Genomic DNA, 24,499 nt, shown 5'->3' with positions numbered 1-24,499 from the left:
ACGGAATCTAGCCGCGCCGGTCGACGAGCCGGCCGAACGAGGTCATGCACGACGGGCAGTGGCGATCCGTCTCCACCGGCTTCGCCGCGCTCGGTTCCAGTGGCAGGCCGCACAGGGCCACGGTTCCGTTCTTGGCCTTCACGTGCCAGACGAAGGTCGTGCCGGGCTCGTCGAGACCGGGGCACATCTCGTACATGCTTCCCCCATGGGACGGACGACTCTGCGACCAGCACATCGCATGAACGGCTGCGGCACAGCGCGGGGGTGGCCGTTCGGGTGAACCGATCGGCGGCCGAGGGGAGGAGGGGCGTCTGTCCGGTCCGGGATCGTCAGTCCCGGCGCACCACACGGTGCCGGTGGTAGACGAAGTTCGAAGCGAAGGTGCGGGACTCGACGAGTTCGAGATCGACCCTGCGTTCGTGTTGCGGGAAGAACGGGATGCCGCCGCCGACCAGCACCGGGTGAACCATGGTCCGGTACTCGTCGATCAGATCCGACGCCGCCGCCTCGTGGGCGAGAGTCGCGCCGCCGATCGCGATCTCGCCCTCCGCCGGCTCGGCCCGCAACCGTTCGATCTCCCGCGCCACACCCCCGGACACCAGACGGGCGTTGCCCCGCACCTCCGACAACGACGTGGAGAACACCACCTTCGGCAGCGGCTTCCACAACGCGGCCCACTCGAGTTGCGAGTCGTCGAGCGAGGGATCCTGGTCGGCGGTCTCCCAGTACAGCATCGTCTCGTACAACCGTCGCCCCATCAGGTGGACGCCGACCCCACGGATCTCGTCGATCCAGTAGCGGAAGACCTCCTCGGGCGGCACCGACCAGTCGAAGCGGCCGTCCGGCCCGGCGATGTAGCCGTCGAGTGAGACGTTCATCGAATAGGTCACGCTGCGCATCGGCCGTCCTCCTCGGTCACGGAGTTCGACCGTACGACGTCCCGGCGTCCTGCCCCGGTGCCGGGCGCGCGACGCGTCATCATCGCCCCGACTGCCCGGCCGGGGCATGCCCCGTCAGGACGAGTTCCTTCGCCCTGCGGTACTCGTCGTCCGTGATGGCCCCGCTGTCGCGGATCTCGGACAGCTTGGCGAGCTCGTCGACGCTGCTGGACCGGCCCTCGCTCCCGGCGGCCTGCCTGATGCGGGCGTCGAGGGCATCCTGCTGTGCTCGGGCCTGCGCCCTCTCACGGCGACCCATGTTCTTGCCGCGGGCGATGACGTAGACGAACACGCCCAGGAAGGGCAGCACGACGGTGAACACCAGCCAGCCGGCCTTGGCCCAGCCGCTCAGGTCGTCGTCACGGAAGATGTCGACCACCACACGGAAGAGCAGGATGAACCACATGATCCACAGGAAGAACAGGAGCATGCTCCAGAAGACGCTCAACAGGGGATAGTCGTAGGCCAGATACGTCTGCGCGCTCATCTCTCTCCTCCGTCCCGGCGCTCGCCGGGCCACCGGCGGGCGTGCCCTCAGCTTGGGTCCGGAAAGACACGATCGGCCTCACCCGGCGCGGGTGAGCGTGCGGCAGCCCGGTACCACGCGGTGGAGGCGACGTACTCGCCGAGCGCCAGGCCCGACACGGCCACCAGGAAGACGGCGATGAGCCAGGACAGGAACGTGAACACGGGACCGAGAGGACCGAACTCGTCCAGGCTGCGCTCCATCGCGGTGGGCACCAGTACGCGCGCGGCCAGACTCAGCAGGACCGTACCGGCGCCGGCCAGCACCGCCCCCGGCAGCAGACTCCGCCAGCCGATGCGGCCACCCAGCAGCAGGTGCTGGGACCACCACCACAGCAGCGTCACGGACAGCAGGGACAGCACCAGCCCGGTCACCGTGCCCGCGCCGAACCCCTTGCGCACAGGCGCCTGGAACAGGAGGTAGGCGAGCCAGACCACCAGCCAGAGCAGCCAGCGCCAGAAGGCCGCTCGGATCGGTGCGCGCCGCAGGCGCCAGCAGCGCTCGCACACCGCCTGCAGGGCACGGCTGAACGCCGTGGCCGACACGAGGGTCACCACCGCGCTCACCGCTCCGGCCGTGTTGCGTGTCGTGCCCGTCGCGGAGAAGACCCGGCGCAGCTCGTCGAGTGTGTCACCGCGCATGCCCAGAACCGCCCGGAGGGAGTCCGCCAGCAGGTCCTGCATGCCCTCCGGAGCGAACGCCGCGACGGTCATCAGCAGCGGGAGGGCGGTGAGGAACGCCTGTGCGGCCAGCCGCACCGACCCCTCCACGATGTTGAGCCCCGCCAGACGGGACAGCATGCGGGCGGTGGCCCCGGACCGCAGGCTCGCCGAAAGCCCCGCCGCAGTGCGCCCGCGGGGCCTGCCGGAGAGGTCGGGTCTCAGCGTCATGACCTACGGAACCGCCCGCTGCCCGGCCTGCCCCGCCACGGGCCGGGCCGGTGCGGCGGCGGCCGCGAGGATCGCCGGCACGAGCAGGACGGCCAGGGCGACACCCACGACCAGGGCCACTGCCCCCACGGTGGGGTGGTTCCAGAGCACCAGCGTCAGAGCCGCGGCCCCGATGACCACCCCGGTGATCCACTGCCGGTGGTCGGCCAGCAGGCGTCCCACGGCACCGGTGCGCACACCCGCGTTCCCCAGCGCCCTGCCGGTGGCCGTCGTCCCTCGGTCGGCCACCGTCCGGATGCCACGGGCCAGGCGCCCGGGGCCGTACAGGTACGCGACCAGTGCGGTGATCACCGACACGACCAGCAGGGTGAGCGTGCTGTCGCGCAGGAAACGGACGAACGTGTCGTAGACGGTCGCGGCCGCTTCGCCGGGCAGCACCGCCGGCGGCACCGAGTCCAGATAGACGCGCCGGACCAGGGCGAGCGCGACGAGCAGTCCCACCATCATCACGCCGACGCCCGTGGCGGTGATCAGCAGCATGACCCGGTGTGCGGGAGCGGTCCAGACGGCGAGTGCGGCCAGTACGACGGTGAGGACGGGCAGCCAGGTGCCGAGGACGTCCAGCAGCCGCATCGCGTCCTGTGCCTTGCCCAGTTGCTCGGCCTCGAACAGGGTGATCGTCCGGTCCGTGTCCGGGATGGCGGCGGCCTTCTCGAAGCCCGCGTCGACGAGGCGCTCCCGTACCTGGTCGACGACCTCTCCCACATCCAGCTGGACGGTGCCGTTCACGGCGCCCACGGCGCCCTCCCGGTCACCCGTGAGCATGTTCACCACCGCGGCGTGCGAGCGCCGGTTGGCGCCCTCCCACACCTGCTGGAAGGCGTCGCTGGTGATCACACGGGTGACGGTGCGGTCCACGGCGGTCCTGACCGCGTCGCGCAGCGGACCCTCGAGGGACGCGGCCCCGTCGACGGCGCGGGGTGGCGCCCCGGCGTCCTGAAGGGTACGGACGAGGGAGTCCGTCACCGCCTGGACATCGACGTTGTCCACCACACGGTCCGTGAGCCGGTCGATCAGGACGTTCTGCACGGGTGGCGCGGAGGCCAGCGGCGCGACGGTCGCCACGTATCTGCCGGTGTCGGAGACCGTGTCGTGGACCCATGCCGCGACGGCGGCCAGGGGTGCGAGAAGCAGGGCCAGCAGGAGAAGGACCGAGGATCCGGCCCGCCGCAACCGCCGGTGACGAACCGCCGCGTGCCGGCGCAGCCGCTCGAACTCCGCTCGTTCCTCGGCGGTCATGACGTGTGGGGTGTTCCCGGCTTCGCCGGAGTGCGGCGGATCCGGGGTTGCCGAGTTCATGGGTGCGCCTCTCCGCCTTTCCGCGTGTGCGCCGCCACGGCGCCTGGGGTACTGCCGCTCGGAGTGCCGGAGGTGGGCGTGGCACGGGCCGCCGCGCTTCCGTGTTGCCCGGCGGTGTGTCTCAGGCAGCCTGGGAAGGGGCATGCGGCCCCGCCGTGTGCGTCGTGCGGAGCGCGGCCCGCCACGCCAGAGCGACCGCCGTCTCGGCCAGGCCGAGCAGCACGAGCCACAGGCCGAGCAGCCGGGTCAGGCCGCGGGCGGACTCCATGGGCAGGGCGAGCACCACGATTCCCGCGACGATGCCCAGCAGCGCGGCAGCCAGGACGACGCCGCGGTGCGGCAGGTCCTCGGCGACGACGGCCGTGTAGAGGGTGAGGATCCCGGACACCAGCCAGACGACGCCGGTGACCAGCGAGAGCACGGTGATCGTCTGCAGCGGGTCGCGCAGGCACAACACCCCGGCCAGGACGTACACCACGGCCAGGAGCAGTCCCGGCAGCCGTTCGCCGTGTTCCTCCCGGCCGAAGACGGCCACCAACCGGAACGCCCCGTTCACCAGCAGGTACAGTCCGACGAGCACGGCCAGGACGTGCAGGGTCGCCTCCGGCCAGACCAGGACCAGCACGCCCGGCACCAAGGTCGCGACAGCCGAGCCCAGGAGCCAGGTCCATGAACGGCCCAGCCGGTCCAGGCCGTACGCGGTGCCGGGCGCCGGAGTGAGGACCGCCCCGTCGGGCCGGTGTTCCTGACCGGGGAGCGGTGTCGGACCACGCGACATGGTCATGGTTCCTCCTCGCGTGATCGATCGGTCGTTCAGGGACCGCTCCGGTGCGGTGCCCGAGGGATGTGGCAGGGCAGGTGTGCAGCTCTGCCGGCTCCAGAATCCCGCCTGGCGCCGGGTGCGGGGTCACCCGTCAAGGGTGATCTGCCGGTGCCCCGGCGGCCCCGGAAAGCCTGTCCGGGAATCCGCGAGCGCGCTGACCGGCACCGGCCTTGCGAACCAGTCGCCCCAAGTCGAGCTGACGAAGGATCAGTCAGCGTGCTCAGCAGTGGAGTTGACACGGATCAGTGCACCTGAGGAGGTGAGGGGGCAATCGGGCCGGTCACGTCATTCCGGCACCGGCCGCATCTCGACGACACGCAGTCCCAGTGACTGGCAGCGCGCCAGCAGCCCGTAGAGGTGCGCTTCGTCCACGACGTGACCGAACAGCACGGTCTGGCCGGCCATCACCACATGGCCCAGCTCCGGAAAGGCCTTCGCCAGCGTTTCCGACAGGTGCCCCTCGACGCGGATCTCATAGCGCACGAGCTTGTCCTCCCACGGATGCCCGGGACAGGCGGACGGCGCCCTTTCCGCCATCGTGCGCCTCTGTCCGGGCTCGGACCTCACCCGAAGCAGGTGACCCACCGGGTGACGGAACCGGGATCAGTGCTTCAGCACGATCTTGAAAGCGATGATGAGCAGGCCGAGGAACAGGTTGACCGACGCGGTGACGGCCATGAGCCGGGGCGAGGCACCGGCGCGGCGTGCCGCGGCCACGGACCAGCCGATCTGGCCGACCACGGCGACGCACAGAGCCAGCCAGAGCGCACCTCGGACGTCCAGCCCCAGGAGCGGGCTGACCGCCACCGCGACGGCCGGCGGGACCGCGGCCTTGACGATGGGCCACTCGTCACGGCACACGTGCAGGACGAGACGGCGGTCCGGTGCCTGTTGTGCCAGGCGTGCCCCGAACAGCTGGGCGTGCACGTGCGCGATCCAGAACACCACTCCGGTGAGGAGCAGCAGCAACACGAGCTCGGTCCGGGGGAACTGCCCCAGGGATCCGGCACCGATCACCACGGAGGACGCCAGCATGGAACCGTAGACGCCGCCGGTGTAGTCCGCACCGGCCCGGCGCTCGGCCCGGCGTTTACTGCGGTCGGCCGAGGTGGTTGTGGTCCTGGACATGAACGGCTCCCCAGCGACTCAGCGCGACGTTCCTGTCGCCCCGGCCGTGGCACCGGCGTCCTGCTCGCGCGGACGGCTCCCGCGCCCGGCCGGCAGGTGCGGTGTGACGAGGAAACTGGCCAGAGCGACCCCGCCGGTGGCCAGGATCGCCGCCTTCAGACCCTGCAACTGCGCGGAGGCGTAGGACTCGGCGACGGCGCCGGCCTCGGACGGCGGCAGCCCGGCGCGCTCGGCCGCCGAACGCACCTGGTCCGTGGGGACGAACGCGATCCCGGCCTCCAGGGCGACACCGACCTGCTCGCGGGTCTCCTCGGACAGCCTCGGGTCCTCCTCCACATGCGTGGTGAAGGCGTGGGCCAACGCGCCGATGAGCAGGGACCCGATGAGCGCGGTGCCCAGCGCGGAGCCCAGATTCTGCGCCGTGAACTGCAGCCCTCCCGCCTCGCTGCGCTCCTCCTCGCCCACCCCCGACTGCACGACGTTGCCCAGCTGCGAGGCGAGCAGCCCGACCCCCACTCCCAGCAGGGCCATGGCCCCGGCGAACTGCCCGTCGTCGATGGCCGGGTCGATCGTGGCCAGCAGCCACACGATGGCCGCCACCAGGGTCGTTAGGGCCAGCCGGACCACCCGGCGCGGACCCACCACGCGTCCCAGGGAAGAGGCGCACAGAGAGGTCACCAGCATGGTGGCGGACACCGGGAGCAGCCGCAGACCTGTCTCGAAGGCGTCGAACCCCTGGACCACCTGCAAGTACAGCGGAATGGTGAAGAACAGCCCCAGCAGGATGAGGTTCTGGCTCAGCAGCGTCATCAGTCCCGACCGCAGCACGGGTCTGCCCAGCAGGGACAGGTGCACCAGCGGATCGGCACGCTCGTGCTCCCGCCGCCGCTCCCACCAGCGGAAGGCCGCCAGGACGGCGGCCCCGGCGCCGACGACGAACAGGGTCGGGGCGAAGCCGAACACGGTGAAGGGCGGGTTCCGGGGCTGCACCCACCCCCAGGTACTGCTCTGCAGCACGCCGAGGACGCCCAACCCGAGCCCGGCCGCTGAGAGGACCGCGCCGGCCACGTCCAGACGGGGGCGCGGCCCGCTCGTGGCGGGTGCCGCGATCACCCGGCGGCACAGCAGCACCGCCACGACGACCACGACCTCGCCGGCGAAGACCAGACGCCAGGTCAGATACGTCGTCACCCATCCGCCCACCAGCGGCCCGACCGCGATGCCCGCACCGGCGAGCCCGCCGATGACCGAGTAGGCGACGGCCCGGTCGCGTCCGCGGTACGACTCCGCGACGAGGGCCGCCATGGCCGGCAGCACCATGGCGGCTCCGAGCCCCTCGATGACGGACCAGCCCAGCATGAGGACCCACAGCGCGGGTGCCAGAGCCGTCAGGCCCGACCCGACGCCGTAGACGACCATCCCGAGCACGAACACGCGGCGACGTCCCACGATGTCCCCGAGCCTGCCGCCGATGAGCATGAACGCGGCCATGACCAGCGCGTACAGGGTGATGACGGCCTGGATGGCGGTGACCTCCGTGTCGAAGTCCTCGACCAGCTGGCTGATCGACACGTTCATCACGGAGGTGTCCAGGACCATCAGGAACTGGGCCGCCCCCAGGACGATCAGAGCCCGCCGCCGCTTCACGGTGTCACCTCGCCGAGTCGGACCGGTACGCCGGCGCTGGCCCCGGCATCCGCCGGCGTACGCGTCGCCGGCTGTTCCTCATCGCACCCCATGTGCGCGCCGCGCGCCTCACCCACGAAGGGGGAAGTTCCGGCCTCGCACGTACGGCCCTCGGAAGTACGGCCTCGCAGCACAGCGGATCCGGGCGCCGGTGACCCGGCTCGGGTTCAGAGCATCCGGAGGTCGCGTGCGCGGCGTACCGCTTCGCCCCGCCGGTTCACCGCCAGTTTCCGGTAGACGCTTTTCAGGTGGGTCTTCACCGTGTTCACCGACAGGCAGAGATCGGCGGCGATCTCCTCCGTCGACATCATCCGGGCCACCCGGTCCAGGACGTCGTGCTCGCGTGCGCTCAGCTCCACCGCCACGAGCGGTGCGGGCGGCGGGTGCGGCCGGGTCCGGCCGCCCTGCGCGGGTGCGGCGGGTGTCAGCCAGCCTGCCGCCAGTTCCTGCAGCGGAGCCGTGGCGATGAGAGGCCGGATCCACGCTCCGGCGTCCAGGAACGGACGACGCAGCCGCTCGCGGCGGGCGTCGAGCAGCGCCTGCGCCACGAGCTTGCGGGCCGTGACTTCGTCTCCGGCCGTCGCGGCGGCCCCGGCCCTCACCAGCGCTGCCCTCACCGTCACCGCCGGGCCGGTGCGTCCCTCGGCGTGGACACGGTCGAGCAGGTCGAAGGCCGCCTCGGGGCGCCGGGCGGCGAGCTGGATCGCCGCGGCCTCCACCGCGCACACGGGCTGGTCACCGGAGACGGCCTGCAGCACCTCCGCGGCCTCGTCCGGCCGCCCCCCGGCAAGGTGGGCGGCCGAGGTGACGAGCGCCTCGTGGCTCCGCGCCCACGGCGAGTCCACGGCGGCCGGGACGGCCGGGTCCGCCGCCTCCATCGCGTCGCGTACCTTTCCCCGGGCCATCAACAGGCGCGCCGTGGCAAGGGCGCGGCCCGCCGCCGGTACCGGATCAGGACTCCCGGACGAGAGCTCGGCCGTCTCGTCGATGAGGGCCTGTGCCCGGCCCAGTTCATTGCGGTCCACCGCGACGGCGGCCAGGACCAGCCTTCCGATGCCGGACCCGGACGGCCGGGGTGCGCCCGGCCGGTCCGCCTCGGACACCGCTGCCAGTGCCTTGCGCTCGGCCCGGCCCGGCCAGCCGTTCATGTAGTCGAGCAGGGCCAGGTGCCCCATCGCCTCCTGCCGGGGCAGCGCGGTCGAGACTCCGCCGGGAGCGCCGGCCACGCCGGTCAGGACGGCGCGCGCGTCCTCGTAGCGCCCGGCCCAAAGGAGCGTGGAACCGACATGGGTCATCAGGAGGGCGGTCAGTTCCGGATGCTTGTCCAGGAGGTGAGCCGGAACCTCCTGCCTGAGCTCCGCGGCCGATTCGGCGGCTTTCTCGGCCTCTGGGGGACATCCGGTCAGGCGGGCGGCCAAGGCGTCCAGCAGCGCGCAGCTCAGCCGGGCGGCCGCGTCGTGAGCGTCGTTCTCCTCGCGGGCGAGCTGCTCCTCGGCGTGGCGCAATCCGGGCAGCCCGTGATCCAGGTCGTGCCGGGCCAGGTCGTGGGCGGCACGCACGAGATGGGTGGCCGGACTCCTCGCCTCGGGCCCCATGCGGGAGAACAACCGGGCCAGGTTCTCCGCGCTCGGAGCCGTGAAGAGCAGCCCGATCGCGAGATCGTCCACGAGGGCACCGGCGGTGAGGTCCCAGTCGTCCGCGGCGGCGCTGTGGGCGAGGGTCTCCGGCAGGAAGCCGTGACGGTGCAGCCACCGCGCGGCCCGTCGGTGCAGTTCCGGCTCCAGCCCGGGCAGGCGGACGCGCAGATGCGCGCGCAGTATTTCCCCGAACAGCGGGTGGAGCTGATACCACGACTGCCCGAGACGCTCGACGAACGCGTTCTCACGGTGCAGCCCGGCGAGGATGGCCTCGGCGTCGACGCGGTCGGTCAGCTCGTTGGCCAGGTCGGGACAGAAGCGCTCCAGGACGCTGACGCGCAGCAGCAGGTCCTGCGTCTGCCGCGGCTGCCTCTTGAGGACCTCGGCCAGCAGGAAGTCCGCCACCGTGCTGCGGTCCGCCTCGAACTCCTTCAGATACAGCTCGGGGTCGGAACTCTCCCGGGCGGCCAGCGCGGACAGGCTCAGGCCGGCGGCCCAGCCCCGCGTGCGGTCGACCAGGTTCCGCGCCGCCTGGACCGGGAGGCTCAGACCCTGCAGCTCCAGCAGTACGGCGGCCTCTTCCGGTGTGAACGCCAGCTCGGCGGAGCGGATCTCCGTCAGATCACCGGCCGCCCGGTAGCGGTGCAGCGGCAGCAGGGGCTCGGTGCGGGTGACGAGCACGAGGTGCAGTCCCCGGCCGGAGTGGTGCAGGACGAACTCCAGCTGCTCGGCGACCGTCGCGTCGGTCACGCGGTCGTACTCGTCGAGCACGAGGACGACCGGCCGCTCCCGGTCGTTCAACTCGCCCGCCAGTGCCGACAGGAGCCTGTGGTCCACACCGGCGGCGTCCGCGGGTGCCCCGACCGCCTCGGACACCGGGGCACCACAGGCCCGCAGGGCCTGCAGCACGTACGCCCAGAACACCCCGGGACGGCAATCGCCCACATCGACGGTGAGCCAGGCGACCGGAGGGCCCAGCCCCGAGGCCCAGTCCGCGGCCAGCAGGGTCTTGCCCGCACCGGCGGGGCCGTTGAGCAGAGTCAGTGGCGTCCTCAAAGCCTCGCCGAGGTGGTCGACGAGCCGCTGACGACGCAGGAACGTGCGGGGCCTGGCGGGGAGGGCGAACCGGGTGCGCAGGAACGGATCCCCCACGGGATCGGTGCGCGACAGCGCCGGCACGAGGTGAACCGCCGGTCCTTGGACGTTCTCATGAATTTCCGCCACGGCGCTCATCACCCCTGTCGGTCAGGGCCACGTCATGGGCAGCGCTTCACCCTCAGCATCCCAGCGTTCCCTCCCAGCCGCACGGCAGACCGCGTCGGCACCCCGTTGACCTGCGCTTTCAGTGGCAGAGCAGCCGAATCGTGAGCGACCTCCACCGGAATCGGGCCGGCCTCGGCCCCGGTGTGCCCCCGATGCGGGCGGGCACACCCGGAGAGGCCGGCCCTACCCGTCAGCGGGGCGGGCGGGGGGTGGCCGTCGGGCGGTACGTGTCGTCGCGGTCGCGCCACGAAGCGGCCTCCGAGGGCTCCAGGAGGTTGTCGCGGGGCACTACGCACAGGGCCCAGATGATGAAGCCCGAGAGCGCGATCATCACGACCGACCACACCGGGTACTGCGGCAGGGAGAGGAAGTTGGCGATGATGACGAGTCCGGCGATGGCCACGCCCAGGACGCGGGCCCACGTCGCCGTCTTGAGCAGACCCAGGCTGACGATCACGGCGAGTGCGCCGAGGGCGAGGTGGACCCAGCCCCAGCCGGTCAGGTCGAACTCGAACACGTAGTTGCGGGTCGTCACGAAGATGTCGTCCTCGGCGATGGCCATGATGCCCCGGAATATGTCGAGCAGGCCGACCAGGAAGAGCATCACAGCCGCGAAGGCGGTCAGGCCGGTGGCCCACTCGTCCTTCGCCCTGTGTGCCGGTTGAGTGTCTGTCGCGGTCATCGTGCGCCTCGTTTGCGATGCTCAGGGACCGGAGGGAGCGAGGCCACGCCCTGAGTTCCAGGTCCCCGCTCCGAACCGTTCGGTGTCCTCATCAGCGTGCCCACGGCAGGCGCGGGCCGCCTCACCCGACGCGGGTGAGTGTGCGGCGCTCGCCGTCCCTCGTTCCCCATCGCCCACGCCTCGCTACGGTGCGCCACCGGGCGCTGCCCACCACGCCGGAGTGGCGTCGCGCACGGTGCCGACGCCGCCCGTGCACCTCACCCACGCCGAGGGGCATTCCCGGCGAGCCACTCCTGCCGGCCGACGGGCCCGCGCGGGTGGTTCAGGCGATGGACGCCGAAATGAGCGCGGAGACAGCGAGGTTGCAGGAGGCCGTCACCCAGACCGCGGGGTGCGGCTCTGCCTCGACCAGCGTCGCACCCAGGCGCCCCGGCGTGACCAGGTCCACCACCAGGAACGCCAGCGCCATCATCACCAGCCCCAGCACCCCGAACGCCGCGGTCGAGACCAGCCCCTTGCCGAAGTCCTCGTACGTCGTCCAGATGGACGTGAACACGATGCCGCCGATACCGAGCAGTGCGGAGCTGAGGACGGTGGCGGCGTTGCGATTGCGCTCCTGCCAGATCTGCCGGCCGAGCTTGCCCGGCGTCAGCACGTCGACCAGGACGATGCCGAGGAGCAACAGAACCAGTCCCAGACCGCCGTATGCAGTGGCCCGGCCGAGTCCGTTGACGATGTCGCTCATGGGGGTGCCAACTCCGAAGCGTAGAGATCATGAGTGATCGCGGTCAAGGAGAGGCAAAATGTAGCGCACGCGTGCCGCCCGGTGAACGGCGCCCGGCCCACCGGGAGATCACCGGCGTGAGCGGCATGCTTCGGGTCCGGCCCCGGGACCGGTACGGTCCTGGGACCCGGAATCGGTACGGCTCGTGCCCGGAACCGGTAGGGCCCCTCTCCGTCCACCCCGCCGACTCGTTCGGAGAGGTCATCAGGCACCGTAGGTTCCGCAGCGGCCAGGTGGTTCGCCGCCGGCCACGGCGGATGAATGCCCTGGACCGGAACGGGAAGGAACCGACAGGACATGCGCGTCAACGCGGCCCGCGACCCGGGGGAGGCGTTCCGATGAGCGGAACCGAGGAACGGGAAGCCGTCCTCTTCCACACCAGCGGGCACGCCGCCCACATCACGCTCAACCGGCCTCGGGCCCTCAACGCACTCACGCACACCATGGTCCGCCGCATCGACGAGGCGCTCCTCGCGTGGGAGCGGGACCCCGCCGTGAAGACCGTCGTCATCACCGGCGCGGGGGAGCGCGGCCTGTGCGCCGGCGGTGACATCCGTGCCATCCACGACGACGCCCGGGACGGCGGCGGTAGCGCCTCGGCCGCGTTCTGGCGCGACGAGTACCGCCTCAACGCCCGCATCGCCCGCTGCTCCAAGCCGTACGTCGCCGTGATGGACGGCATCGTGATGGGCGGCGGTGTCGGTGTCTCGGCGCACGGCAGCGTCCGTGTCGTCACCGAGCGGTCCCGGGTCGCCATGCCGGAGACGGGCATCGGTTTCGTGCCGGACGTGGGAGGCACCCACCTGCTGGCCGCCGCCCCCGGGGAGCTGGGCACGCACCTTGCCCTGACGGGAACTCAGGTCGGCGCCGCCGACGCGATGCTGTGCGGACTCGCCGACCACTTCGTGCCGACGGCCTCGCTGCGGGACCTCCTCGACGCCTTGGCCGAGCTGCCCGCGGAGCAGGCCCTGGCCGCTTGTGCGGGCACACCCCCGCAGGGCGTCCTGGCCGCCCAGCGCGACTGGATCGACGCCGGCTACGGCGCCGGCACCGTCGAGGAGATCGTGCGCCGGCTGCTCGCGCACGGTGACTCCGCAGCCAAGGAGGCCGCGGAGACCCTGCTCACCCGGTCACCGACCGCCCTCAAGGTCACCCTCGCCTCTCTGCGCCGAGCCCGGACGCTGGGCCCGCTGGAGCTGGTCCTGAACCAGGAGTACCGCGTCTCCTGCGCCGCCCTGGAGACGCCCGACCTGGTGGAGGGAATCCGCGCCCAGGTCGTCGACAAGGACCGCAGGCCGCGCTGGTCGCCCAAGACCCTGGCCGAGGTCACGGATGCCGACGTGGAGCGCTTCTTCACCCCGCTCGGCGAACGTGAACTGGGCTTGTCGCCGGGACTCCTCCACTGACGGAACCGCCATGTCGAACCTCGCTCGACCGGGCCTCGGACGGCCCTGCCATGGCGGACAAGAGCCGTCCGACGGGGCGCCGGGGACGCAGAGACATTCTTTTCCCTCGTGCGTCCTTCGGAGCCCTGTCGGCTTCACGGCATGTCAGAGCATGAGGAGCAACCGTGTGTTGGCCACGAGCTTCCGGTTGACGCTGGTGCTCTGCACGAAGATGGTGAAGTGGTCGTTGTGGTCGGGCTTGACGCGCACTTCCGTGCTGGGCAGCCCGAGCAGGGCGCGGGCCTGCGGGCCGGTGTACACGCGGTCCGTCTTCTTCTCCAGCACCGCTATCTGCTTGCGCGCCTGGATCTTCTCCGACTTGCTCAGCTCGTAGTACGCGCCACCGGTGGTGTAGGTGTGCCCGCATTCGATGACCCACTCCCGGATCGCCGCGTCGCGGGCAACCGGGATCAGCTGGTACTTCGACGGATCGGCGGGGGTGAGGCCGGCTGCCTTGATGGTGTCTTCGTTGACCGCTTCCGCGCCCGTGGAGAACACCGCCCGCGATCCCCGGATGCCCTGGGTGCGGCCCATCATGAAGTTCTCGGTGGCCTGCCGGATGACCTGCCCGGCTTCCTCGAGCCCCTGCGTGCTGGTGGCGTCCCATATGGCGATGTTGTCCTTGGGGAAGCCGCACTGCATGGCCTCGCGCTTGCCCATCTGGTCGGGCACCAGCACGGCCAGCGTCCAGTTGTCCTGCTGGGTCCGGATCATCTCCGCCACGGCCTGGACCAGTTGACGCGGATCGCCGGCGGGGGCGTCCGGACAGCGGTGGCTCGCGTTCTCCTGTCCGTCGGTCAGGACGAACGTCAGGAAACTGTGGTCTCCGTACAGTTGGGCCGTCTGAGCCAGCTCGCTCTGCGACTTCAGCGCGGCGGCCAGGAGGGCCGTCATGCCCCCGGTCCGGTACAGCTGCTTCAGCGACGGCATGCGCAGGACGTCCTTGTCGTAGATGACGCACTCCACCTTGTCGGCGAAGACGTACACCGTGACGCGGGTTTCCTGGTCCAACTCCCTGGACCGGCGGGCCAGATAGGCGATCTGCTGGTCGGCGACCTCGACGACCTTGCGGCTCAGATGCGACATCGACGAGCTGGCATCCAGCACTAGAGCAACGTGGTTGATGTAGTTCTGGCTTGCGGACATCACAGCTCCCCCTCGTTCCGGCTTGGTGTACCCACCTTCTCACCCACCACTGACAATGGATCTTGGAAGAGCCGGGCGGCCGGGCCGGGCGGTCAGCCGGTGCGGTCGGACCATCCCGGCGGGAGGTCGCCCGGTGCCGTGGAGATGACGGTGTCGTCGTCCGGGCCGACGAACTCGAAGAGGGTGATCTCGGCGAACTCCGGGACCACATGGATCGGGTACGTCGGGCCCTCGTCGCGGAACCTGCGCATCTCGTCGAGGTGGTCGTTCTGGAAGAGGACGGTGCGCTCGCCGTGCTCCTCGACCCAGCGCGGGAAGAAGATCACGCCGTGCAGGCGGCGCTTGCCGGGCATGACGTTCACGCAGACCGACGTGCCGGTGGGTTCGTTCCAGGACACCTTGTAGTGGTCGTCGTCCAGTCGGACCAGGTCGACCGGCTGGTCCTTGACCCACCGGCCGCCCACCATGCCGGAGTGGATCCGGTAGTCGATGGTGGTCGGGTTCTTCACGTACATCTCGTACTGCCAGCCGTTGGCATAGGTGTAGATGAAGCGGTGTCCGACGATGCCGGAGAGCTGCTGCGGGGGGACGGGGCTGCGGACGGTCGTGCTGCGTGCTTCGCGGCTGTCCATGAGAGGGACCTCCTTGTCGGTCAGTGCAGTACGCAATCCATTTTGCCACAAAACTGTTTTGCGGCAAAATGAAGTCCGGGGCATCATGGACCCATGGACACCGCGACTGATCTCGGCCGCCTCATCGGGCCCCTCAGACGAGCCGTGCTGCTGCGAACCCGCCGCGCGGAGGACCTGCCGGATCTTCCCGAAGCGCAGATCGAACTCCTGAGAGTCCTGGCCGAGGCCGGGCCCCTCGCACCGCGTGACGTCGCCTCCACTTTGCGCGTGGCCTCCTCGACGGTCAGCAACCTCGTCCGCACCATGACCGCATCCGGTCTCGTCGAGCGCAGGCCGTCGGCGACCGACCTGCGTACGGTCACCCTCGTGGCCTCCCCGCACGCTCTCGATCTCCTCGACCGGTACGACCGAGTGAGCACGCAGGAGCTGAGGAGCGCCCTGACCGCCCTCACACCGGACAGCCGACGGGCCATCGAGGACGCCCTGCCGGCGCTCAGGGAACTGCGGGGAGCCCTGGAGGGGCCGGGCGACCGGCCCCGGCGTTGACCGGGGAGAACACGAGGGGCGCGGGGGCGGCAGGCCCCGCGCGAAGAGCACCGACGGGGGTGAGGAGTGAGCTCCGCACTTCGGGGTAAGCGTTTGCCGCTGGACGGGAAGGGCCGTGACACCTGGGGAGGTCGGAGCGGCCCTTCCCTTCACCGTGCCCACGAGCGGTCCGCAGTCGTCAGGCCGCTCCGACCTCCCGCCGGCCAACCTTGATCACGCCTGCAGCAGCCTGCGCTTGTGCTCCGCGAACCCGGCCTCGGTGAGCAGGTCCGACACGGCGGCCTCCGTCCCGGCGACGACGGGACACCGGCCCTGCCCGTTCGGGAGTACGGCGGAGTCGGCGAGGACGGCCGTGTCTTGGCCGGGGTGCGTGTGACCGCTGTGGTTTCTTGAGGGCATGACCAGCGGTGTTCGTGCCCTCGTCCTGCCGGTTTCCCAACGCCGCTCGCTGGAGGAGCTGGCCGAGGACCTGGATCTGTCGTCCGGGGACACCCGGTCCAAACGTTCGGCGTTCTGGACCATGCTGACGCTGTCGTCGGTCATCGCGGCCTGCGGGGTCCTGACGGACTCGACGGCCACCGTGATCGGAGCGATGATCATCGCGCCCCTGTCGACACCGATCATGGGCATCGCCCTCGGCTCGGTGCGACGCCGGGGCACCGGCGGTCTCGTCGTGGTCCTGTACGCCTGCGTCCTGGTCATCGCGGTCGGCATGGTCTTCTCGCAGGTGCTCCCCGATGACTACGACCTGCTCTCCAACAGCCAGATCTCCTCGCGGACGTCACCGGGGCTCTTGGACCTGGTCGCCGCCCTGGCCACGGGTCTCGCCGGGGCGATCGCACTCGCCCGGCAGGACGTCGCCGCCGTGCTGCCCGGAGTCGCGATCGCCATCTCGCTCGTCCCGCCCCTGGTGGTGTCGGGCGTGTGCCTGGGACGGCTGGACGGGTGGCCGGCGCTGGGCGCCCTGGTGCTCTTCGTGTCCAACTTCTTCGCCCTGGTGTTCGGCGGAATGGTGATCTTCGCCGGCCTCGGCTACGACCGAGCGACCCACAAGGCAGCCGACGGCCCCGCGCGCCGGACGTACGCTGCCATGGCACTGCTTTTCGCCGCCGTGTTCATCCCTCTGGCCGCGAACACCGCGCTCATGCTGCTGCTCGAGATCTGGACAGGGCGCGCGAAGACAGCGGCCCAGGAGTGGCTCGCGAACCAGCCGGACGCATCCGTCACCAGCGTCGACGCCGTCTCGCGGACGATGCACATCCATGTCCGCCTCCCCGGTGACCTTCCCCCGGTGCAGCCGCTGCTCGACCGGCTTCGGGGACGGATTCCCGATGGCGTACCCATCGTGGTGGACGAGTCCCGCGGGCGGCGGATCGATGCCGGGCGAGTGGGCGACTGAACCGCCCCGCCGCCGTGGTTTCTTCCTCTCTCCCGGGGGGGCCGTGCCGCGAAGCACGCGGGTGAAGCCTGAGCCGCCGTCACCTCCCCGGGGCATGCATGAGGATCGCCGCCGCAACCGGCTGGGCCGGCGGCACCGACGCACTGGAGGCGAGAGTGACGAAAGAACGAGCCGGACAGGCGGGCCCCCACGCCATCGACGTCCCGGTCCTCATCGTGGGCGGCTCCCTGGTCGGCCTGGCAACCTCGTTGTTCCTGGGGCGGCTGGGCGTACCGCACCTGCTGGTGGAGCGCCACGCGGGCACCTCCATCCACCCGCGAGGCCGGGGCAACAACGTCCGCACCATGGAACTGTTCCGGGTGGCCGGTGTGGAGAAGGCGATCCAGGAGGCGGCCGCCACACTGTCCGTCAACCACGGCATCCTGCAGGCGCCCACCCTGGTCGGCGACGCGGGCGAGTGGCTGTTCAGGGACATCGACCCGGGGGGCGGACTGGCCCGCTTCAGCCCCAGCGCCTGGTGCCTGTGCAGCCAGAACGATCTCGAGCCGGTCCTGCTCGACCACGCCCGAAGGCACGGGGGCGACCTGCGTTTCTCCACCGAACTGATGTCGTTCGACAGCGACCCCACCGGTGTGACCGCCGTGGTCAAGAGCCGGGAGACAGGTGAGCACACCACCGTCCGCGCGGACTATCTCGTCGCCGCGGACGGCCCCCGCAGCCCCGTGCGTGAGCAGCTCGGCATCGCCCAGAGCGGACCCGGTGACCTGTTCCACAACGTCAGCCTCACCTTCCGCTCCCGCCGTCTCGCCGACGTCGTGGGCGAGCGCCACTTCATCGTCTGCTACCTGACGAACCCGGAGGCCGACGGCGCCCTGCTGCCGGTGGACAACCGCGAGAACTGGGTCTTCCACGCCCCCTGGCACCCCGAGCACGGGCAGTCCCTGGAGGAGTTCACGGACGAGTGGTGCGCCGATCACATCCGCCGGGCAGTCGGCGTCCCCGACCTCGATGTGGAGATCACCGGCAAGGCACCCTGGCACGCCGCCCAGAGGGTGGCCCGCAGTTATCGCTCGGGGTGTGTGTTCCTCGCCGGGGACTCCGCTCACGAGATGTCCCCCACCGGGGCCTTCGGGTCCAACACCGGTATCCAGGACGCCCACAACCTCGCCTGGAAGCTGGCCGCCGTACTCGACGGCTGGGCCGGGGAGGAACTGCTGGACACCTACGACGCCGAACGTCGTCCCGTGGCCGAGGCCACCAGCGCGCGGGCCGCGGCGCGGTCGGCCGAACACAGCCACCCGGGTTTCGCCGCCCCGCCCGCAGCGGGCGGTGGTGGCCCACGGCAGGGCATCCTCAACGTGGCCCTCGGCTACCGCTACCCGCAGGGCGCCGTCGTCGGCGCCGACCCCGCCGCCCCGGTGGTGCCGGAGGGCCTCGACCTGACCGGCGCACCCGGCAGCAGGGCACCGCACCTGTGGCTGCGGCGCGGGGACGAGCGGATCTCGACCCTCGACCTCTACGAGCGGTCCCTCGTCCTGCTCAGTGACGCCGCTGAACCGAACGAGTGGCACACGGCCGCCGTGCGCCTCGCCGCCGAACTGTCCCTCCCGCTCGAGTCGTACCGGGTGGGCACCGGGTCCCAGGCCGATCTGGTGCCCGAGGACGGCACCGACTGGGCGGAGCGCCACGGCACCGGACCAGGGGGCGCCGTCCTCGTCCGGCCCGACGGGTTCGTGGCATGGCGGTCACCGGGTCCGGAGGTGGAAGCCGAGACGGTGCTGCGCGAGGCCCTGCGGACCGCACTGGCAGTCGCCTGAGCCCGGGGCTCCACCGTGTGAGTCGTCCTGGGTCGGCCCCGCCCCCGGCGGCGGCATCGGCCGTCTTCGCCACCGGCGCCTGTGACGCCGGTGGCGAAGACCGTGGCACGGGCAGGAGGACGCCGGGGCGCGAACGCGCGCATCACCTGAGCGGAGGACCGCTACCGGTGGGCCGAGGAGCACGCCGAGGGCCGAGGTCCCCTTCGCCCGTCGGGTCCCGACGTCATTCGCCCTGTCACTCACGTACTTCATCCGAGTCGCGCGATGTGCGGGGACGGGCACAGGATCGAGGAACGCTGACGTCGCATCACTGCGGCCAACGTTCACTTTCCCCTCCGTGAAGGAGATGTGCGCAGGATGACCACCACATCCGAACGGGTTGCAGGTTCGCGGGCGCAAAAGGCGTCGCACCATGTCTCGCAGTCCGTGTTCGACGGTTCCCGGCTCCGAGTCGTCCTCCTGGTCGACGTCCACGACGGCGCCCACCAGGAGTTCCTCGATGCCTACGAACAGCTGTGCAACCAGGTCGCGTCCGTCCCCGGGCACGTCAGCGACCAGCTGTGCCAGTCGATCGAGAACCCCTCGCAATGGCTCATCACCAGCGAGTGGGAGAGCGCCCCGCCGTTCCTCGCCTGGGTCAACAGCGAGGAGCACGTGCGGATGGTGGAGCCGCTGCACAGCTGCGTGCGCGACACCCGGTCCCTGCGCTTCCACGTCGTCCGTGAGACCGGGGGCCCGGCGGCGGACGCGGGCCAGGCGGAGCGCCGGCTCCAGACGGCACCCAGGATCGGCGACGGCGTGATCCGGCACGCCCTCACCTTCACCGTCAAGCCGGGCAGCGAGGAGATCGTCGCCAAGATCCTTTCCGACTACGCCTCGCCCGAGCCGCAGGTCGACGACACCACCCGGCTGTGCCGCACCTCCCTGTTCATGCACGGCAACCGCGTGGTGCGGGCCATCGAGGTGCGGGGCGACCTGCTGGCCGCGCTGCGCCACGTCGCCAGGCAGCCCGAGGTCCGGGCCGTCGAGGAGGCCATCAACCCCCATCTCGAGCAGGACCGGGACCTCGACGACCCCGAGTCCGCCCGGGTCTTCTTCACCAGGGCCGCGCTGCCGGCCGTCCACCACGTGATGGCGGGGCGGCAGGACTCCCGGGCCGAGCGGTACGCCCTGTTCTACCCGGCCCGGCCGGATCTCGGCATGAAGCTGGCCGAAGTCCTGTCCCGCGGGGACGAGGCGGCGGCCGACGACCCGCGCAGCCCGGTCCTGCGCAGCACCATCTTCCAGCGCGACGACGTCGTCGTACGGCTCATCGACGTGTGCGACGGGCTCGAAGCCGCCGACCCCGTCCAGATCCTCGGTCTCACCGACTCGGCACAGGTGGCCGAGCTGACGACCCTCCTGGACGACGCGGGCACGGACGCCACCGCGTCGAAGGACGGCGGCACGGCGCGCCTCCTCGAACTCGCGCGCATGGACCTCGTCACCGACCGACGGTCGCCCGACGCCTGATTCACCGCCTGGTGGGAGAGGCGGTGCCTGCCTCTCCCACGGTCGTGCAGCACATCAACGGAGGAACACGTGATCACATCTCGTCCCAGAATCGTGAGCATGAGCGACGTCGAGCCCAACCGCCGGCGAGGCGGTGATCTGCGTGCCATGCTCACCCCGGCCGCCGTCGGCGCCACCAGCGGCTTCATGGGCGTGGCCCTCATCGAGCCCGGTGACCGCATCGCCGAGCACTACCACCCGTACTCCGAGGAGTTCGTGTACGTGGTGTGCGGGCAGCTGGAGGTGGACCTCGACGGCGAGCCGCACCCCCTGCAGCCCGAGCAGGGGCTGCTGATCCCCCTCAACGTGCGCCACCGTTTCCGCAACGTCGGCGACGTGCAGGCGCGAATGGTCTTCCACCTCGGCCCGCTGGCCCCGAGCCCGCCGCTGGGCCACGTCGACACCGAGGAAACCGACGCCGAGTCCGCGGTGGTGGGAGCGGAGGCAGCCGCACGACGTCAGGTCCGGTCATGACGCGACGAGTGGTGGTCACCGGCATAGGCATCGTCGCTCCCGGCGGCATAGGCGTACCGGCCTTCTGGAATCTGCTGGAGACCGGGCGTACGGCGACGCGGGCCATCACGTTCTTCGACCCGTCCGGGCTGCGTTCCCGGATCGCCGCCGAATGCGACTTCGACCCGGCTGCCCACGGTCTCGACGCACGGGACGTGGAGCGCTGCGACCGCTACATCCAGTTCGCCATGGTCGCGGGCGACGAGGCGGTACGGGACGCCGGTCTCGACGTGAGCGCCGAGGACCCGTGGCGCGTCGGTGTCTCGCTGGGCACCGCCGTCGGCGGCACCACCCGGCTGGAGAACGACTACGTCCTGGTCAGCAGCGGCGGACAGCACTGGGACGTGGACCACCGCAAGGCGGGCCCGCACCTGCACCGTGCGTTCTCGCCCAGCACGCTCGCCTCGACGGTGGCGGAGCGCTACGGGGCGCGCGGCCCGGTGCAGACCGTCTCCACGGGCTGCACCTCCGGGCTCGATGCGGTCGGGTACGCCTTCCACACCGTGCAGGAGGGCCGGGCCGACGTGTGCATCGCCGGCGCCTCGGACTCGCCGATCTCCCCGATCACCATGGCGTGCTTCGACGCGATCAAGGCCACGTCCCCGAACAACGACGACCCGGCCCACGCCTCACGTCCCTTCGACGCCGACCGCGACGGGTTCGTCATGGGCGAGGGCGGCGCCGTACTCGTCCTGGAGGAACTCGAGCACGCCAGGGCCCGCGGCGCCCGCGTCTACTGCGAGCTCGGCGGATACGCCACCTTCGGCAACGCCTACCACATGACCGGCCTGACCAGCGAAGGCCTGGAGATGGCCCGGGCCATCGAGGACGCACTGGACTGCGCACGGCTCGACCCCACCGCGATCGACTACGTCAACGCGCACGGGTCGGGAACCAAGCAGAACGACCGTCACGAGACCGCCGCCGTCAAACGGGTTCTGGGCCCGCACGCCTACGACACCCCCATGAGCTCCATCAAGTCGATGGTGGGCCACTCCCTGGGCGCCATCGGAGCGATCGAACTCGTCGCCTGCGTGCTGGCCCTGGCCCACCAGGTGGTACCGCCGACCGCGAACTACGAGACGCCCGACCCCGAGTGCGACCTGGACTACGTCCCGCGCGTCGCACGTGAGCGCGAGCTCGCCAGCGTGCTCTCGGTGGGCAGCGGATTCGGTGGCTTCCAGTCCGCGGTGGTCATGAACCGGCCGAGGGAGAAGACACGATGAGCGAACCCCGCACACGGCGCGCGGCGGTCACGGGAATCGGTGTGGTCGCGCCCAACGGAGCCAGTACCGACACCTTCTGGAAGGCCACCACGGAGGGCATCAACGCCCTGGAGCGGATCACCCGGGAGGGCTGTGAACACCTGCCGCTGCGGGTGGCGGGCCAGGTGCGCGACTTCGACCCGTCGGCGGCGATCGAGGAACGCTTCCTCGTCCAGACCGACCGCTTCACCCACTTCGCGATGGCCGCGGCCGACCTCGCGCTCGACGACGCCCGGTTGCCCCGGACCGAGACCGACGAGGCGCCGTACTCCGTGGGCGTGGTCACCGCGGCCGGTTCCGGCGGCGGCGAATTCGGACAGCGCGAACTCCAGCAGTTGTGGGGCAAGGGCAGTCGCTTCGTCGGCCCGTACCAGTCCATCGCCTGGTTCTACGCCGCCAGCACCGGCCAGATCTCCATCCGCCGGGGCTTCAAGGGTCCCTGCTCGGTCGTCGCCGCCGACGAGGCCGGCGGCCTGGACGCCCTCGCCCACGCGGCGCGGGCCGTGCGGCGCGGCACCGACGTGATCGTGGCCGGTGCGACCGAGGCGCCGATCGCGCCCTACTCGATGGTCTGCCAGCTCGGCTACCCGGAGCTCAGTACGGTCGATGACCCGACCCGTGCCTATCGTCCGTTCACGTCCGCGGCCTGCGGGTTCGTGCCGGGGGAGGGCGGCGCCATGGTCGTGGTGGAGGCCGAGGGCATGGCCCGGGAGCGGGGCGCACACGTGCGGGCCCACCTGGCCGGACACGCGGCGACCTTCACCGGGGCCTCCCGCTGGGAGGAGTCCCGGGAAGGACTCGCCCAGGCCATCCGAGTCGCCCTGGCCGAGGCCGACTGCGCTCCCGAGGACATCGACGTCGTCTTCGCCGACGCCCTCGGCGTGCCGGAGGCCGACCGTGCCGAGGCCCTGGCCATCGCCGATGCTCTCGGGGCGCACGGCACCCGTGTGCCCGTCACCGCGCCGAAGACCGGGATCGGCCGGGCCTACTGCGCGGCGCCGTTGATGGACGCCGCGACAGCGGTGCTCTCGATGGAGCACGGGCTGATCCCGCCCACGCCCCATGTCTTCGACGTCTGCCACGACCTCGACCTCGTGACCGGCCGGGCCCGTACCGCCGAGGTACGCACGGCGCTGCTTCTGAGCCGGGGACTCATGGGGTCGAACTCGGCGCTCGTGCTGCGGCATGGCGCCACCGGCGCCTCGCACTGAGGCGCCGCGGAGCAGGAGAGGAAGGGAATGGCATGACCGACCGCATCACCGTGGAAGAGCTGGCCGAACTCATGAAGAAATGCACCGGTGTCAGCGTCACACCGGAGGAACTGCGCCGCGACGACACGGCCTTCGAGGGTCTCGGCGTCGACTCGCTGGGGCTGCTGGGCATCGTGGGTGAGCTGGAGAACCGGTACGGCACGCCGATGCCGACCGACGCCGAACGCTCCAAGACACCCCGGCAGTTCCTCGACCTCGTCAACAGTGCACTGCTGACAGGAGCATGAGATGACCGGGCACACACAGAACGAGATCACCATCGCGGCGCCCTTGGACCTGGTCTGGGAGGTGACCAACGACCTGGAGAACTGGCCGCAGTTGTTCAGCGAGTACGCCTCCGTGGAGATCCTGTCCCGGCAGGGCCACAGGACGACCTTCCGGCTGACCATGCACCCGGACGAGAACGGCACCGTGTGGAGCTGGGTCTCGGAGCGCGAGCCGGACCGCGAGACGCTCACGGTCAAGGCCCGCCGCGTCGAGACGGGCCCCTTCGACCACATGGACATCCACTGGCGGTACGAGGAGGTACCGGCCGGCACGCGCATGGTCTGGACTCAGGACTTCGCGATGAAGCCCGATGCGCCGGTCGACGACGAGTGGATGACGGACAACATCAACCGGAACTCCAAGGTGCAGATGGCCCTGATCCGCGACCGCATCGAGAAGATCGCAGCGGAGCGCGGTGCGACGCACCGTCTGAACGACTGAGCCGGACGGAGACCCACCCCATGCACCAAGCTCTGATCGTCGCCCGGATGGCCCCCGGATCGGCGCCCGACATCGCCAAGGTCTTCGAGGAGTCCGACCGGGGGGAGCTGCCGCGGCTCGTCGGGGTGACCCGGCGCAGCCTCTTCCAGTTCGGCGATGTGTACATGCACCTGATCGAGGCGGAGCGGGATCCCGGTCCCGCCATCGCCAGGGTCAGCGGGCATCCCGAGTTCCGGGACGTCAGCGAGCGGCTGGCCGCGTACGTCAGCGCGTACGACCCCGAGACCTGGCGTTCCCCCAAGGACGCCATGGCGCAGCGCTTCTACCTCTGGGAGCGTGAGCCGGCCGGCTGAGCACCGCCCGTGACCACCGGTCGCCGGGTCCGCGACGCTGCGGACATCTCACGACACGAGCTGACGACAGCCATGCACCACCTGTACACCGACCACAAGGGGGCGCCCATCTCTGGACGTTTCCGGTGTATGTCAAG

26 protein-coding genes are annotated in these 24,499 nt (G+C 70.9%); 11 read left to right on the top strand and 15 right to left on the bottom strand.

The features are described from left to right. Positions 1 to 7: 7 nt before the first annotated feature. The 12 genes from AB0B29_RS34060 to AB0B29_RS34005 form a co-directional block, all read right to left on the bottom strand. Positions 8 to 196, bottom strand: a complete 189-nt coding sequence (locus tag AB0B29_RS34060; protein ID WP_362245986.1) for a hypothetical protein — start codon at positions 194 to 196, stop codon at positions 8 to 10. A 133-nt stretch (positions 197 to 329) separates the two neighbouring features. Next, a complete protein-coding gene (locus AB0B29_RS34055) occupies positions 330 to 899 on the bottom strand; it encodes a dihydrofolate reductase family protein (RefSeq protein ID WP_362245984.1) in 570 nt (189 codons plus the stop codon). A 79-nt stretch (positions 900 to 978) separates the two neighbouring features. After that, on the bottom strand, positions 979 to 1,425 hold the full coding sequence (locus AB0B29_RS34050) for an SHOCT domain-containing protein (RefSeq protein ID WP_362245982.1): 447 nt from the start codon (positions 1,423 to 1,425) through the stop codon (positions 979 to 981). Positions 1,426 to 1,472: 47 nt separating this feature from the next. Continuing rightward, positions 1,473 to 2,354 carry a ribonuclease BN gene (locus AB0B29_RS34045; protein WP_362245980.1) on the bottom strand — a complete coding sequence of 294 codons (882 nt, stop codon included), beginning with the start codon at positions 2,352 to 2,354 and terminating at the stop codon, positions 1,473 to 1,475. A gap of 3 nt (positions 2,355 to 2,357) precedes the next feature. Continuing rightward, positions 2,358 to 3,713 carry a hypothetical protein gene (locus AB0B29_RS34040; RefSeq protein WP_362245978.1) on the bottom strand — a complete coding sequence of 452 codons (1,356 nt, stop codon included), beginning with the start codon at positions 3,711 to 3,713 and terminating at the stop codon, positions 2,358 to 2,360. 121 nt (positions 3,714 to 3,834) lie between these two features. Continuing rightward, complete coding sequence (locus AB0B29_RS34035; protein WP_362245976.1) at positions 3,835 to 4,497, bottom strand: HdeD family acid-resistance protein; 663 nt, start codon at positions 4,495 to 4,497, stop codon at positions 3,835 to 3,837. A gap of 324 nt (positions 4,498 to 4,821) precedes the next feature. After that, positions 4,822 to 5,019 (bottom strand): hypothetical protein, encoded by a 198-nt coding sequence (locus AB0B29_RS34030; protein ID WP_053669428.1) that lies wholly within the window; start codon positions 5,017 to 5,019, stop codon positions 4,822 to 4,824. A 120-nt stretch (positions 5,020 to 5,139) separates the two neighbouring features. Beyond that, on the bottom strand, positions 5,140 to 5,664 hold the full coding sequence (locus AB0B29_RS34025; RefSeq protein WP_362245974.1) for a hypothetical protein: 525 nt from the start codon (positions 5,662 to 5,664) through the stop codon (positions 5,140 to 5,142). Between the two features lie 18 nt (positions 5,665 to 5,682). Continuing rightward, entirely contained in the window at positions 5,683 to 7,311 is a 1,629-nt protein-coding gene (locus AB0B29_RS34020; RefSeq protein WP_362245972.1) for an MFS transporter, read from the bottom strand. A 206-nt stretch (positions 7,312 to 7,517) separates the two neighbouring features. Next, complete coding sequence (locus AB0B29_RS34015) at positions 7,518 to 10,220, bottom strand: LuxR C-terminal-related transcriptional regulator (RefSeq protein ID WP_362245970.1); 2,703 nt, start codon at positions 10,218 to 10,220, stop codon at positions 7,518 to 7,520. 220 nt (positions 10,221 to 10,440) lie between these two features. Beyond that, on the bottom strand, positions 10,441 to 10,932 hold the full coding sequence (locus AB0B29_RS34010) for a DUF7144 family membrane protein (RefSeq protein WP_362245968.1): 492 nt from the start codon (positions 10,930 to 10,932) through the stop codon (positions 10,441 to 10,443). 322 nt (positions 10,933 to 11,254) lie between these two features. Then, the gene (locus AB0B29_RS34005) at positions 11,255 to 11,677 is read right to left on the bottom strand and encodes a DUF350 domain-containing protein (RefSeq protein WP_362245966.1); all 423 of its coding nucleotides are present in this window, start codon (positions 11,675 to 11,677) and stop codon (positions 11,255 to 11,257) included. 377 nt (positions 11,678 to 12,054) lie between these two features. On the opposite strand from AB0B29_RS34005, the gene AB0B29_RS34000 reads away from it, so the two are divergent. Next, on the top strand, positions 12,055 to 13,122 hold the full coding sequence (locus AB0B29_RS34000) for an enoyl-CoA hydratase/isomerase family protein (RefSeq protein WP_362245964.1): 1,068 nt from the start codon (positions 12,055 to 12,057) through the stop codon (positions 13,120 to 13,122). 144 nt (positions 13,123 to 13,266) lie between these two features. On the opposite strand, the gene AB0B29_RS33995 is transcribed toward AB0B29_RS34000, so the two are convergent. Then, positions 13,267 to 14,307 carry a vWA domain-containing protein gene (locus AB0B29_RS33995; RefSeq protein ID WP_362245962.1) on the bottom strand — a complete coding sequence of 347 codons (1,041 nt, stop codon included), beginning with the start codon at positions 14,305 to 14,307 and terminating at the stop codon, positions 13,267 to 13,269. A 92-nt stretch (positions 14,308 to 14,399) separates the two neighbouring features. After that, a complete protein-coding gene (locus AB0B29_RS33990; RefSeq protein ID WP_362245960.1) occupies positions 14,400 to 14,939 on the bottom strand; it encodes a phenolic acid decarboxylase in 540 nt (179 codons plus the stop codon). 93 nt (positions 14,940 to 15,032) lie between these two features. On the opposite strand from AB0B29_RS33990, the gene AB0B29_RS33985 reads away from it, so the two are divergent. Then, on the top strand, positions 15,033 to 15,485 hold the full coding sequence (locus AB0B29_RS33985) for a MarR family winged helix-turn-helix transcriptional regulator (protein ID WP_362245958.1): 453 nt from the start codon (positions 15,033 to 15,035) through the stop codon (positions 15,483 to 15,485). Positions 15,486 to 15,698: 213 nt separating this feature from the next. Here AB0B29_RS33985 and AB0B29_RS33980 read toward each other — a convergent pair whose 3' ends face one another. Further along, on the bottom strand, positions 15,699 to 15,884 hold the full coding sequence (locus AB0B29_RS33980; protein ID WP_362245956.1) for a hypothetical protein: 186 nt from the start codon (positions 15,882 to 15,884) through the stop codon (positions 15,699 to 15,701). Here AB0B29_RS33980 and AB0B29_RS33975 point away from each other — a divergent pair. The 9 genes from AB0B29_RS33975 to AB0B29_RS33935 all read left to right on the top strand — a co-directional run bounded on the left by AB0B29_RS33975 (position 15,883) and on the right by AB0B29_RS33935 (position 24,362). After that, a complete protein-coding gene (locus AB0B29_RS33975) occupies positions 15,883 to 16,884 on the top strand; it encodes a TIGR00341 family protein (RefSeq protein ID WP_362245954.1) in 1,002 nt (333 codons plus the stop codon). The genes AB0B29_RS33980 and AB0B29_RS33975 overlap by 2 nt on opposite strands. Before the next feature lie 98 nt (positions 16,885 to 16,982). After that, positions 16,983 to 18,701 carry an FAD-dependent oxidoreductase gene (locus AB0B29_RS33970; protein ID WP_362245952.1) on the top strand — a complete coding sequence of 573 codons (1,719 nt, stop codon included), beginning with the start codon at positions 16,983 to 16,985 and terminating at the stop codon, positions 18,699 to 18,701. A 357-nt stretch (positions 18,702 to 19,058) separates the two neighbouring features. Further along, positions 19,059 to 20,213, top strand: a complete 1,155-nt coding sequence (locus AB0B29_RS33965; protein WP_362245950.1) for a SchA/CurD-like domain-containing protein — start codon at positions 19,059 to 19,061, stop codon at positions 20,211 to 20,213. 69 nt (positions 20,214 to 20,282) lie between these two features. Then, positions 20,283 to 20,726 (top strand): cupin domain-containing protein, encoded by a 444-nt coding sequence (locus AB0B29_RS33960; protein WP_170320929.1) that lies wholly within the window; start codon positions 20,283 to 20,285, stop codon positions 20,724 to 20,726. Beyond that, positions 20,723 to 21,991 carry a beta-ketoacyl-[acyl-carrier-protein] synthase family protein gene (locus tag AB0B29_RS33955; protein ID WP_362245948.1) on the top strand — a complete coding sequence of 423 codons (1,269 nt, stop codon included), beginning with the start codon at positions 20,723 to 20,725 and terminating at the stop codon, positions 21,989 to 21,991. Before AB0B29_RS33960 ends, AB0B29_RS33955 begins: the two co-directional genes overlap by 4 nt. Beyond that, the gene (locus AB0B29_RS33950; protein WP_362245946.1) at positions 21,988 to 23,241 is read left to right on the top strand and encodes a ketosynthase chain-length factor; all 1,254 of its coding nucleotides are present in this window, start codon (positions 21,988 to 21,990) and stop codon (positions 23,239 to 23,241) included. Before AB0B29_RS33955 ends, AB0B29_RS33950 begins: the two co-directional genes overlap by 4 nt. Positions 23,242 to 23,273: 32 nt before the next feature. Beyond that, positions 23,274 to 23,528: an acyl carrier protein gene (locus tag AB0B29_RS33945; RefSeq protein ID WP_362245944.1), complete on the top strand. Its 255-nt coding sequence runs from the start codon at positions 23,274 to 23,276 to the stop codon at positions 23,526 to 23,528. 1 nt (position 23,529) lies between these two features. Next, the gene (locus AB0B29_RS33940; protein WP_362245942.1) at positions 23,530 to 24,009 is read left to right on the top strand and encodes an SRPBCC family protein; all 480 of its coding nucleotides are present in this window, start codon (positions 23,530 to 23,532) and stop codon (positions 24,007 to 24,009) included. Positions 24,010 to 24,029: 20 nt separating this feature from the next. Beyond that, positions 24,030 to 24,362 carry a TcmI family type II polyketide cyclase gene (locus AB0B29_RS33935; RefSeq protein WP_362245940.1) on the top strand — a complete coding sequence of 111 codons (333 nt, stop codon included), beginning with the start codon at positions 24,030 to 24,032 and terminating at the stop codon, positions 24,360 to 24,362. The last annotated feature ends 137 nt before the right edge of the window (positions 24,363 to 24,499 follow it).

The sequence above is a fragment of the Streptomyces tibetensis genome, from assembly GCF_040647715.1.
Lineage (GTDB): Bacteria > Actinomycetota > Actinomycetes > Streptomycetales > Streptomycetaceae > Streptomyces > Streptomyces tibetensis_A.
This window is presented reverse-complemented; position numbering and strand designations above follow the sequence as displayed.

Coding starts and splice junctions, on each gene's coding strand:
- AB0B29_RS33955 (WP_362245948.1), top strand. CDS start 20,723: ATGACGCGACGAGTGGTGGTCACCGGCATAGGCATCGTCGCTCCCGGC.
- AB0B29_RS33980 (WP_362245956.1), bottom strand. CDS start 15,884: ATGCCCTCAAGAAACCACAGCGGTCACACGCACCCCGGCCAAGACACG.
- AB0B29_RS33975 (WP_362245954.1), top strand. CDS start 15,883: ATGACCAGCGGTGTTCGTGCCCTCGTCCTGCCGGTTTCCCAACGCCGC.
- AB0B29_RS33940 (WP_362245942.1), top strand. CDS start 23,530: ATGACCGGGCACACACAGAACGAGATCACCATCGCGGCGCCCTTGGAC.
- AB0B29_RS33965 (WP_362245950.1), top strand. CDS start 19,059: ATGACCACCACATCCGAACGGGTTGCAGGTTCGCGGGCGCAAAAGGCG.
- AB0B29_RS33950 (WP_362245946.1), top strand. CDS start 21,988: ATGAGCGAACCCCGCACACGGCGCGCGGCGGTCACGGGAATCGGTGTG.
- AB0B29_RS33970 (WP_362245952.1), top strand. CDS start 16,983: ATGAGGATCGCCGCCGCAACCGGCTGGGCCGGCGGCACCGACGCACTG.
- AB0B29_RS34015 (WP_362245970.1), bottom strand. CDS start 10,220: ATGAGCGCCGTGGCGGAAATTCATGAGAACGTCCAAGGACCGGCGGTT.
- AB0B29_RS34000 (WP_362245964.1), top strand. CDS start 12,055: ATGAGCGGAACCGAGGAACGGGAAGCCGTCCTCTTCCACACCAGCGGG.
- AB0B29_RS34035 (WP_362245976.1), bottom strand. CDS start 4,497: ATGACCATGTCGCGTGGTCCGACACCGCTCCCCGGTCAGGAACACCGG.
- AB0B29_RS34040 (WP_362245978.1), bottom strand. CDS start 3,713: ATGAACTCGGCAACCCCGGATCCGCCGCACTCCGGCGAAGCCGGGAAC.
- AB0B29_RS33945 (WP_362245944.1), top strand. CDS start 23,274: ATGACCGACCGCATCACCGTGGAAGAGCTGGCCGAACTCATGAAGAAA.
- AB0B29_RS33995 (WP_362245962.1), bottom strand. CDS start 14,307: ATGTCCGCAAGCCAGAACTACATCAACCACGTTGCTCTAGTGCTGGAT.
- AB0B29_RS34060 (WP_362245986.1), bottom strand. CDS start 196: ATGTACGAGATGTGCCCCGGTCTCGACGAGCCCGGCACGACCTTCGTC.
- AB0B29_RS34005 (WP_362245966.1), bottom strand. CDS start 11,677: ATGAGCGACATCGTCAACGGACTCGGCCGGGCCACTGCATACGGCGGT.
- AB0B29_RS34025 (WP_362245974.1), bottom strand. CDS start 5,664: ATGTCCAGGACCACAACCACCTCGGCCGACCGCAGTAAACGCCGGGCC.
- AB0B29_RS34055 (WP_362245984.1), bottom strand. CDS start 899: ATGCGCAGCGTGACCTATTCGATGAACGTCTCACTCGACGGCTACATC.
- AB0B29_RS33990 (WP_362245960.1), bottom strand. CDS start 14,939: ATGGACAGCCGCGAAGCACGCAGCACGACCGTCCGCAGCCCCGTCCCC.
- AB0B29_RS34010 (WP_362245968.1), bottom strand. CDS start 10,932: ATGACCGCGACAGACACTCAACCGGCACACAGGGCGAAGGACGAGTGG.
- AB0B29_RS34050 (WP_362245982.1), bottom strand. CDS start 1,425: ATGAGCGCGCAGACGTATCTGGCCTACGACTATCCCCTGTTGAGCGTC.
- AB0B29_RS33935 (WP_362245940.1), top strand. CDS start 24,030: ATGCACCAAGCTCTGATCGTCGCCCGGATGGCCCCCGGATCGGCGCCC.
- AB0B29_RS33985 (WP_362245958.1), top strand. CDS start 15,033: ATGGACACCGCGACTGATCTCGGCCGCCTCATCGGGCCCCTCAGACGA.
- AB0B29_RS34045 (WP_362245980.1), bottom strand. CDS start 2,354: ATGACGCTGAGACCCGACCTCTCCGGCAGGCCCCGCGGGCGCACTGCG.